Annotated in this window: 8 protein-coding genes and 1 pseudogene; 3 read left to right on the top strand and 6 right to left on the bottom strand. The window is 64.9% G+C overall.

Annotation, left to right across the window (positions count from 1 at the left end; all coding sequences use genetic code 11):
* Positions 1–528, top strand: a pseudogene (locus tag G3N97_RS32530) (MFS transporter); the annotation flags it as partial.
* Positions 529–661: 133 nt separating this feature from the next.
* On the opposite strand, the gene G3N97_RS32525 reads toward G3N97_RS32530, so the two are convergent.
* Both G3N97_RS32525 and G3N97_RS32520 read right to left on the bottom strand, forming a co-directional pair.
* Entirely contained in the window at positions 662–1,819 is a 1,158-nt protein-coding gene (locus G3N97_RS32525) for a porin (protein ID WP_205997030.1), read from the bottom strand.
* Positions 1,820–1,959: 140 nt separating this feature from the next.
* Entirely contained in the window at positions 1,960–2,202 is a 243-nt protein-coding gene (locus G3N97_RS32520) for a hypothetical protein (RefSeq protein ID WP_205997029.1), read from the bottom strand.
* A 236-nt stretch (positions 2,203–2,438) separates the two neighbouring features.
* Here G3N97_RS32520 and G3N97_RS32515 point away from each other — a divergent pair, with 236 nt between their 5' ends.
* Complete coding sequence (locus G3N97_RS32515) at positions 2,439–3,506, top strand: asparaginase (RefSeq protein ID WP_205997028.1); 1,068 nt, start codon at positions 2,439–2,441, stop codon at positions 3,504–3,506.
* Positions 3,507–3,587: 81 nt separating this feature from the next.
* Here the strand turns inward: G3N97_RS32515 and G3N97_RS32510 are convergent, their stop codons facing one another.
* Entirely contained in the window at positions 3,588–5,858 is a 2,271-nt protein-coding gene (locus G3N97_RS32510; RefSeq protein WP_205997027.1) for an amylo-alpha-1,6-glucosidase, read from the bottom strand.
* A gap of 277 nt (positions 5,859–6,135) precedes the next feature.
* A complete protein-coding gene (gene gltA / locus G3N97_RS32505; protein ID WP_205997026.1) occupies positions 6,136–7,437 on the bottom strand; it encodes a citrate synthase in 1,302 nt (433 codons plus the stop codon).
* Between the two features lie 365 nt (positions 7,438–7,802).
* Between gltA and G3N97_RS32500 the strand changes: the two genes are divergently transcribed.
* Positions 7,803–8,204 (top strand): hypothetical protein, encoded by a 402-nt coding sequence (locus G3N97_RS32500; protein ID WP_205997025.1) that lies wholly within the window; start codon positions 7,803–7,805, stop codon positions 8,202–8,204.
* A 210-nt stretch (positions 8,205–8,414) separates the two neighbouring features.
* Here G3N97_RS32500 and G3N97_RS32495 read toward each other — a convergent pair whose 3' ends face one another.
* Together G3N97_RS32495 and G3N97_RS32490 are read right to left on the bottom strand one after the other, a co-directional pair.
* A complete protein-coding gene (locus G3N97_RS32495; RefSeq protein WP_110326928.1) occupies positions 8,415–9,200 on the bottom strand; it encodes an alpha/beta hydrolase in 786 nt (261 codons plus the stop codon).
* 213 nt (positions 9,201–9,413) lie between these two features.
* Positions 9,414–10,045, bottom strand: a 632-nt coding sequence (locus G3N97_RS32490; RefSeq protein WP_205997024.1) for a rod shape-determining protein, incomplete at its 5' end; no start/stop codon positions are given.

Raw genomic sequence — 10,045 nt, 5'->3', positions numbered from 1 at the left:
GGCGGCGTGCTGAGCGCGGGCCTCGCGCTGATCGGCGCGGGCAATCTCGCGATGGCCGCGTGCGCGGCGGGCGGCCACTATCTCGCCGTGGCGTTCGCGATGCTCGTGACCGGCACCGGCGCGGGCGTCATGAACGGCGACACGCAAAAAGCCATCATGGCCTGCGTGCCGCGCGAGCGCACGGGCATGGCGTCGGGCATCAGCACGACCACGCGCTTCACGGCCATCGTGACCGCCGTCGGCGTGCTGGGCGCTGTGCTCGCGGTGCGCACGCACAGCGCGCTCGTGCAGTCGATCGCCAGCGTCCCGGCCGCGCTCCATGCCGTCGATGCGCGTTTCATGGCGAGCCTGCTCGCAGGCGATCTCGGCGAGGCGCTGCGTACGCTCGACGCGCCCACGGCGCATCTGTTGGCGCAGGCCGCGCCGCTCGCGTTCGCACACGGTTTCGCGCGGGCCTTGCTGGTGAGCGGCATCGTGGCGCTGGTGAGCGCCATCGCGGTCAAACTGATGAGCGATGCACGCGATTGAATAAGTTCGATTACTTCGTCATCCGAACAATTTGACCCAAAAGAAAATGCGGGCTCGCCGCGAAGGACGAACCCGCATCGTTCGATCGACACGCGCGGCCGAGGCCGCGCGCGCGAGTCACACGACCCGTCGATCAGAACGCGTGACGCATGCCCACCGTGACGGCAACCTGCGTGTCCGTCGACGACGGCGACAGCGTGTTGATCATCGCGTGCGAGAGCACCGAGCCTTCCGGCGCGCCGTGAACGTTCTGGTACACGCCTTCGAGGTAGAAGTCCGTGCGCTTGCTGATCGCGTAGTCCGTTTGCAGCATCGCCGTGTTCCAGCCCGGGTTCGAGCCGTTGTACGCGCCGTGCGTGTACGTGTAGGCGCCCGACACCGACCATGCCGGCGTCAGTGCGTACTTCACGTTCGCTTCGAAGTTGTCCAGACGCAGCGAGCCTGCGAGCGAGCCGGCCGAGCTGTCGCCGCTGCCGAGGTACGTGCCCGTGCCGAACGAGAACACGCCCGACGCGTTGTCGATCTGCGAGTGGCTCCACACGAGGCCGGCCGTGACCGGGCCGTACGTGTAGTTGCCGCCGAGCGACCAGACGCGCTGACGTTGCGCGATGAAGTTCGCGCTCGCGTCGCTCGTCTGCACCGCGCCGCTGCCGTTGCCCGCGCCGTTCAGTTGCAGGTAACCGGCTGCGAGGTTGATCGGGCCTTGTGCGTACGACACTGCGAAGCCGTACGAGCGGTTGCTTGCGAAGCTGGTCTGGTTGCTGAACGAGTACATCGTCTCGAACGTGACGCCGTACCAAGTCGGGCTCGCGTACTTGACCGAGTTGTTGATGACGACCGAGTTCGCCGCGAGGTTGTCGTTTTCGAACGGATGCGCCGCGAGGCTGCCGCCCCACGTGTTGAATTCCGCCGTCAGCGGGCCGACGAGGTCGTTCATCACGTCGAACTGACGGCCGAACGTGACCGTGCCGTATTGATCCGCCTGGAGACCGACCCACGCCTGCGAGCCGAACATGTCACCCGAGAATGCCTGCGCGCCGTTGTTGAGGACAAAGCCTTGCTCGAGCTTGAAGATCGCCTTCAGACCGCCGCCGAGATCTTCCGTGCCCTTCAGGCCGAACACCGTGTTCTGCGTCGAGCTGCTGTTGAGCTGCCAGTTGTTATGGCCCATCTGGTTGTTCGTGTAGACGAGACCCGTGTCGATGAGACCGTACAGCGTGACGCTGCTCTGGGCATGCGCGGAGACGGCAAAAGCGCCGGTAAGTGCGAGGGCGATTAGCGATTTTTTCATGTTTTATGGCTCCGGGTTATGGCGTTAATTCATTGAATCAAATGCGCTTTCCACACAACACATGTCGAGGCGGCCGGTGCGATTCGCAGATCCATGCGAATCGCACTTGAATTGCGAATTACCTCAATAATGACCAGCGATTATTGCGAGCAACGCAATGCCGACCTTAACTTGCAAGACAAGGCAGGCATGCCGGGCAGGTCGCTCGTGGCGCCGCGCCCGATGGCGGAAATAACGATCAGGCGCATCATAAGGCTTCGAAAATAAAAATTGCGTTGAAATTGAAGCAGGCGTTGCGCCGAAAGAACACCTGCCAATAACGCGGGCATCAGCGGTGCAATTCGCGCCCCAAAAAAGCGCATACGATGCAATAAATCGACCATTCAGACTCGATCGTAAAGAAAATGAAATCTGAATCGCGATATATCGATTAAGCCGGACATGAACATTACGCGCGATCAATGCGTAATTCATAAGCGTATTCAAGACGCGATTCAAATCGCCATTCAGATGACGAATACGCGCGCCGTGCGGCGTTAGAATCCGCAGCACGCGTGCGCCACGCCGGACCCGGCGCGTGCCGTCGCGCGACCCGAACCGCCAGCCACGGAGACACACCATGACGACCGCTACGCCGCCCGCCGCCGTTCTGTATCGCGGCGGCCTCGTCGAGACCACGCACCTCGCCCATATCGCCGTCGTCGATGCGCAGGGCGCGCAGCTCTACACGTTCGGCGATCCGCATCGGCTCACGCTCGTGCGTTCGGCGGCCAAGCCCGCGCAGGCGCTGGCCGTCATCGAAACGGGCGCGCTCGATCGTTTCGGTTTCGACGACGCCGATCTCGCGCTCATGTGCGGATCGAACAACAGCGAAGCGCGCCACATCGAACGCACGCTCGCCATGCTCGCGAAGGTGGGCGTGCACGAAGCCGACATGCGCTGCGGCGGTCATCCGCCCTTGTCGGACGCCGTGTGGCGCGACTGGATCAAACGCGGCTTCGAGCCCGGCCCCGCATGCAGCAACTGCTCGGGCAAGCACGCGGGAATGCTCGCGGGCGCGCGCGCGATCGGCGCGCCGCTGGAGGATTACCACCTCGCGGGGCATCCGCTGCAACTACGCGTGAAGCACGCGGTCGCCGAGGTCTGCGACTTGCCCGACGACGGCGTGCAATGGGCGATCGACGGCTGCAATCTGCCCACGCCGGCCTTCCCGCTCGATCGTCTCGCGCGCCTGTACGCGAAGCTCGCCGATGCAGCCGACACCCTCGAACGCGACGGCGCCACTCGCGCTTCCGCGCGCACGCAGGCGCTCGCCCGCATCTATCGCGCGATGACTACGCATCCGGAGATGGTCGCGGGCGAGCAGCGCTTCTGCACGACGCTCATGCAGGCGTTCGGCGGCGACGTGGTCGGCAAGGTGGGCGCGGCGGGCAGCTATGCGATCGGCGTGAGACCGAATGTGAAGCGCGGCGCACAGCAAGCGAACGCGCTCGGCATCGCCGTGAAAGTGGAAGACGGGAATCAGACCGCGCTCTATGCGATCGTCGTTGAAGTGTTGCGGCAGCTCGGCATTGGCACGCCGGCGCAACTGGCCGCCTTGCGCGCATACGACACCCCGCACGTGCTCAATACGCGAGGCGTCGACACAGGCGCGCTCGAAGCGCGTTGCACGCTCGCCCAAGCCTGATCGATCAAACGAGGAAGCGATAAAACGAGAAAGCGCCGCGCGATCTTCACCGCGCGGCGCCTGCAACACGAGACGCAGGCGTTAGAGCACCGCCACGACCTTCACGTCGCTGCGATCCGCCGACGCCACGACCTTGCCGTCCACGCGACGGAACGTGAGCGTGACCGCCGCGTTGCCCACCCGCAGATGCCCGACTTCGAGCCAGTCGATGCCTTCGGGCAGCATCGGCTGCTCGACACGCACTTCGCGGCGCGAGGCGTCGATGCTCACGCCCAGACACGCTTCCAGCATCATGAACGGCGAACCCGCCGCCCAGGCCTGCGGCAGACACGCGACCGGATACGCCGTGGGCGGCTCGCCGCGTCGGCGCGGGAAACCGCAGAACAGTTCGGGCAGACGCATATCGAACGTCACCGCCGCCTCGAACAGCGCCTGCAGCAATCGCACCGCCGCTTCCTTGCGCCCATAACGCGCGAGCCCGCGCGCGCACAGCGCGTTGTCGTGCGGCCAGACCGAGCCGTTGTGATACGCCATCGGATTGAAGCGCGCCTGGCCGGCCGCGAGCGTACGCACGCCCCAGCCCGTGTGGAACAGCGCCGATTCGAGAATCTCCGCGACCGCGCGTCCACGTTCATACTCGGGCAGCCCGAAGGCCAGCAGATGACCGGCGTTCGACGCCAGCACGCGGCACAGATCGCCGTGACCGTCGAGCGCGATGCCGTAGAACTCCGACTCCGGCATCCAGTACTTCTCTTCCACGCAGCGGCGAATTTTCGCGGCGCGGGCCGCGTAGCGCGCGGCGTCCTCGATCAGTCCGCGTTGCGTCGCGAAACGCGACATCGTTTCGAACGCCGCGCTCGCATACGCCTGCACCTCGACGAGTGCGATCGGCCCGTCGGGGAAACGGCCATCGGCGTGAAAAACCGAATCATGGCTGTCTTTCCAGCCTTGATTCGCGAGCCCGCCTTCGGACTCGCGCCGGTAATCGAGGAGACCATGCGGATTGCGGTCGCACACGCCCGCGACCCAGCCCGCCGCGCGTTCGAGTGCGGGCCAGAGTTCGTCGATCAGCGCGAGGTCGCCGGTGCGCTCCACATAGGCGCCCGCCAGCACGACGAACAGCGGCGTCGAATCCACGCCGCCGTAGTAGAGCGCGAACGGCACTTCGCCCGTGGCCGCCATTTCGCTCTTGCGCATCTCGTGCATGATCTTGCCGACTGCGGCGTCGCGGAACGCCGAGTCCTCGCGCGCCTGATGCGCGGCGAGAAAACGCAGCACGCCGCGCGCGAGCGCCGGTTGCAGCCACAGCGTCTGCAGCGACGTGATGATCGCGTCGCGGCCGAACGGCGTGGAGAACCACGGAATGCCCGCGTACGGATACGGACCGGTCGGCAGATCGGTCGTCAGCAGACCGAGGTCGGCGATCGAACGGTTGATCCACGAATTGAAGAGCGGATTGCTCGAACGCACGCGCGCGGTCTGGCGGCGGCGTTCGCGCATCACGATGTGCGCGTCGACCAGCGCGGCGCGAATCGCCGCGCGGCCCACGCTCTGGCCGTTCGAGTCGGCGAGACAATGGCCCGGCTTGATGATGCCCGCGCTCGGCGTATCGGGCGCGGCGCCTTCGAGCGGCTCGACTTCGATCGCGACCGTGAGATAGAGCGAGACGCAGGCCTGCGCCGGCAGCGCGACGGTGAAGTCCGCGCGATCGGCGAGCAGCTTGTCGGGCTTCGGCGAGAACTCGATGCTCACGCGCCGCGCAACTTTATCCAGGCCGATATATTCGAGCCGCACTTCGCTGCCTTCGACGCGCGGCGGCTTGAGTTCGCCGCGCACTTCGCGCTTGAGGCCACGCACTTCGAACATGTCGCGGAAGTCGCTCGCGAACGAGATCGACAGCGGCACGACCGCTTCTTCCGTGCCGTAATTCGTGAGCTCGATGGCCTCGGTCATCATCGTGCCCGAGAGCACGCGCTCGCGTTCGACGTGAATCACGCCTTCGGGCGTGCTCGTGCCGCCGAGCGGCGGCAGCGGACGATTGGTGAAATGCGCGGTGAACGCCGTGTTGTCGCTGCTCACGCTGCCCGAAAGCAGTGACGGCACGCGGCCGCCGAACGTGAGACGCAGCGAGGACAGCACGCGCGTGTCGTTGACGAAGAGACCGTCGTCGATGCCGGTGATGTCGCCGAGCGGATCGTTGACGATGAAGGTGTCGCCCGACTTCAGCACATGCTGGTCGGCGCTTGCGACTTCGGGGGTTTCGGGCGCGATGAATGCGCCGTCGGCGGTTTGATCGGGATGATCCACGCCGCTGGAGCGCGAGACGCCACCGAGTGTTTCAGGATCCTGCATTACGTTGTCTCCTTTAGAGCCGTTCCGTACACATCGCCTTCCGCTCGATTGTAGTGGCTCAGGACCCGTTCGCGTCAAATCCTGCACGCACGATGGGTGTCTAATTGCGCGCCGGAAAAAATTACGGGCGCCGGCACGGTAAAACGTGCGGGCGCCCGTCGATCGCGGCGCGGCGGCTCGTGGCCGCCGCGTGGTCAAACGTTATGCAGCGTTCATGCAAGGTGTCCGGCGATCGGGTTCGGCGTTGTCGATTAACGTGGCCGCTTGATGTTGTCGATTAACGTTGCGCGATCGGCTTCGCTTCACGCGGCGTATTGCCGATGAAGAGCTGACGCGGACGGCCGATCTTCTGTTCCGGATCGCCGATCATTTCGTTCCATTGCGCGATCCAGCCCACCGTACGCGCCATCGCGAAGATGCAGGTGAACATCGCGGTCGGGATGCCCAGCGCGCGTTGCACGATGCCCGAGTAGAAGTCGACGTTCGGGTAGAGCTTGCGCGACACGAAGTATTCGTCTTCGAGCGCGATCTTTTCGAGCGCCATCGCGAGCTTGAACAGCGGATCGTCGTGCAGGCCCAGTTCTTCGAGCACTTCGTGGCACGTTTCGCGCATCAGCTTCGCACGCGGATCGTAGTTCTTGTAGACGCGGTGACCGAAGCCCATCAGCTTCACGCCCGAGTTCTTGTCCTTCACCTTGCGGATGAATTCGGGGATGTTGTCGACCGAGCCGATCTCTTCGAGCATGTTCAGCGCGGCTTCGTTCGCGCCGCCGTGCGCCGGGCCCCACAGACACGCGATACCGGCCGCGATACACGCGAACGGGTTCGCGCCCGACGAACCGGCCAGACGGACCGTCGAGGTCGAGGCGTTCTGCTCGTGGTCGGCGTGCAGGATCAGGATACGGTCGAGCGCGCGCACGAGCACGTCGTTGACCTTGTACTCCTCGGCCGGGTTCGAGAACATCATCTGCATGAAGTTCGCGCTGTACGAGAGGTCGTTGCGCGGATACACGAACGGTTGGCCGACCGTGTACTTGTACGCCATCGCCACCAGCGTCGGCAGCTTCGCGATCATGCGGACCGCCGAGACTTCACGATGCTTCGGATCGTTGATGTCGAGCGAGTCGTGATAGAACGCCGACAGCGCGCCGACGGCCGCCACCAGAATCGCCATCGGGTGTGCGTCGCGGCGAAAGCCACGGAAGAAGAAGTGCATCTGCTCGTGAACCATCGTGTGGTTCGTGACGGTCGCGACGAATTCGTCTTTTTGCGCCTGCGTCGGCAGTTCGCCCTTCAGCAGCAGGTAGCAGCTTTCGAGGAAGTCGGCGTTTTGCGCGAGGTTGTCGATCGGGTAGCCGCGGTACAACAGCTCGCCCTTGTCGCCATCGATATAGGTGATCGCCGAGTTGCACGATGCCGTGGACATGAAGCCCGGGTCATACGTGAACATGCCGGTCTGGCCGTACAGCTTGCGGATGTCGATCACGTCCGGGCCCAGCGTGCCCTTGTAGACCGGCAGCTGAACGCCTTCGGCCTGGCCGGGGATGGTGAGAGTGGCGTGAGTCTTCGAATCGATCATGTCTTGTCCTTGCATTGAATTGCAGTCATCTCGCAAGACGCAGCGCCGCCCGTCGCCCGAATTTCCGGACCGGCCTCACTGCGACCACTTGACGCATTTTACGGCGCAATGCAACATCGATTGATAGTCCAGGCTGCAACAATGCCTATTGAACCCCGCAACACTGAATACTTGCAGCTTCCTTAACATCGATTCCTGCAACAATATTTTGCTCTGCAACACAACATGAGGCGGTTTAGCTCTGACATACTGCTTGACATGCAACGACTTCCCCTGTCAGAGCATGCATCATTTGGCCCGCCCTCGAAGGCGGGCCTTTTTTCTCAGGCCACACGCGCTGTACGCAAAACGTAAGGAATGAACAGATGAACATCTCGATCGACACCCTGTTCGCGGAAGACGAACTTGCCGAGGGCGCCGTCGTCACGGCCCTCAATCACCAGGACATCGTTGTCGCATTGTCGGCAGCGCTCGCGAACGAACGCGTGGCGGTGCTCCACATGCTGTATCCGCGCACCGACGCGCGCACGCACCGCAGCCTCGACGCCCTCGTCGACGCGCTGAACGGCCACGGCCTGCATCAGGTCGCGCGCCTCGTCGCCCAGGAAGCGCACTACCTCGTGTTCAAGGATCCGGTGAAGGCATGGAAGGCCTTCCACGAAATCCGCAACGACTCGCTCGCCATCGGCGTGCACCTCTACTACGCGGGCCTCGTTGGCGAAGCCGCCGAGCACAAGCTCGACGCGCACGCGCACGGCCGCGACTAAGCATTCCCGCGCGACTTCCGCGCGTCAGGCCTCGGGCGGGCCGGGATCGACAGATTGATTTTCGGGCCGCCCCGCCCGCATTACTTTCTGCTTACGACGCGTATTCGCGGTTGTCTTTTGTGCCGATTAATCAGGATTCCGATATGAATCGGCGCATGCGAAAACGGCCGCGCAATGCGGCCGTTTGTTTGTCGGACATGACGCTGAAACTCAGCGCCCGTGCCCGCTCGCGAAGTGATCGACGAGATCGTTGAACGCGCCGGGACGCGCGAGATTCATGCCGTGCGACGCGCCTTCGACCGTCGCGCGACGCGCATCGGGCATCCACTCTTCGAGCGCCGCCGCCGCACGCTGGAACATCTGCGGGCTCAATTCGCCGTCGATCAGCAGCACGGGGCACGTCACCTCGGCAGCCTCTTCGCGCGTGTACGCGGCGAGCGGATCGAGGAACTGCGGGCCAAGCGTGTGCGCGTTGTCGGTCGCCATCTGGCGGAACGACTGCGTGCTCTTGCCCCAGAAACCGGGACGACTGACCGAATCGACGAACAGTTCGAGACCGCCGTTCACGTCGCCGGACTCGATCAGCTGCACCGCGCGGGCGCGCAGCGCGTTGACGGTTTCCGGCAGCTTCGCGAGGCTCTGCCCCGGCATCTGCACCGGACCGCCGGGATCGGCGAGCATCAGGCTTTGCAGATGATCCGGATAGCGGCGCGCGAAGTGATACGCAACCGAGCCGCCGCGCGAATGGCCGATCACGTGCGCGGGACCAGCGCCCAGGGCGTCGATGAACTGCGCGATCTCGTCGGCGTGACGGCTCCAGCTAAACGGCTGGTCGGGCGTGGGCGCGGCCGCGGGCCAGTAGTGCGTGAGGCTCACGGAGACGCAGCGGTAGTGCTCGGAGAGCCCCGACATCTGCGGCTGCCAGTAGCGGTAATCGCACAGCGACCCGTGGATGAAGAGGAGCAATTCGCCCTCGCCGCGTTCGACATACGGCATGGGCTGCCCGCCGGGGAGTTCGACAAACGACCCGGGAGCGGGAAAAACGGCTTGATTCACGGCTGGATGATATGGAGACGACAAACCGGCTGCGCGTGCGCGTCAGCATGCGCAAAACGTGCGGCGCGCCGGGAAAGGCGCGTATTGTCGCACGTCGGCCCGCCGCGCGTGAGGGGTGACCTGGGCGGCGGTCCGGCCGGGGTGCGCAAACGCTCAGTCGTGGCCGTGGAAGTCCGGCTGGCCGGCCTCGACGGCGCCTGCCGCCGCCGCGCCCGCGCCGCGCACGGCGCAGGAAAGCGGCTCGTCGGCGATACGCACGCGCACACCCAGTTCGGCCTGCAGACACTGATCGAGACGACCGAGCAACGCGCCGCCGCCGGTCAGCACGATGCCGGTGTCGGCGATATCGGTCACGAGTTCGGGCGGCGCGGTCTCGAACACCTGGCGCACCACGCCGATCACCTGGCGCAGCGGCATGGCGAGCGCGTCGGCGATGTCTTCGCTCGTGATCTCGACGGTACGCGGCAGGCCGTCGTCGAGGCTGCGCCCCGTCGCGCGCAGGCGCTCGATGGGCTCGCCGCGCAACGCGCTGCCGATGGTCTTCTTCAGATGCTCGGCGGTCTGGTCGCCGATGATCACGCCGTACAGGCCGCGCACATAGTCGATGATCGCGCGGTCGAACTGGTCGCCGCCCACGCGGATCGAGCCGCTGCAGGCCACCGCGCCGAGCGCGATCACGCCCACTTCGGTGGTGCCGCCGCCGATATCGACGACCATCGAGCCGGTCGAGGAGCCGACCGGCAGCCCCGCGCCCAGCGCCGCGGCCAGCGATTCACCGATCAGGA

Source organism: Paraburkholderia sp. Ac-20347 (assembly GCF_017104805.1).
In the GTDB taxonomy this organism is placed as follows: domain Bacteria; phylum Pseudomonadota; class Gammaproteobacteria; order Burkholderiales; family Burkholderiaceae; genus Paraburkholderia; species Paraburkholderia tropica.
The sequence above is the reverse complement of the archived record's forward strand: the minus strand, read 5'-3'. Positions and strand labels throughout refer to the sequence as shown.

Excerpts from the sequence above, each read along its gene's own strand:
- G3N97_RS32510 (WP_205997027.1), bottom strand. The coding sequence starts at position 5,858 with ATGCAGGATCCTGAAACACTCGGTGGCGTCTCGCGCTCCAGCGGCGTG.
- G3N97_RS32495 (WP_110326928.1), bottom strand. The coding sequence starts at position 9,200 with ATGCCGTATGTCGAACGCGGCGAGGGCGAATTGCTCCTCTTCATCCAC.
- G3N97_RS32520 (WP_205997029.1), bottom strand. The coding sequence starts at position 2,202 with ATGGTCGATTTATTGCATCGTATGCGCTTTTTTGGGGCGCGAATTGCA.
- G3N97_RS32515 (WP_205997028.1), top strand. The coding sequence starts at position 2,439 with ATGACGACCGCTACGCCGCCCGCCGCCGTTCTGTATCGCGGCGGCCTC.
- gltA (WP_205997026.1), bottom strand. The coding sequence starts at position 7,437 with ATGATCGATTCGAAGACTCACGCCACTCTCACCATCCCCGGCCAGGCC.
- G3N97_RS32525 (WP_205997030.1), bottom strand. The coding sequence starts at position 1,819 with ATGAAAAAATCGCTAATCGCCCTCGCACTTACCGGCGCTTTTGCCGTC.
- G3N97_RS32500 (WP_205997025.1), top strand. The coding sequence starts at position 7,803 with ATGAACATCTCGATCGACACCCTGTTCGCGGAAGACGAACTTGCCGAG.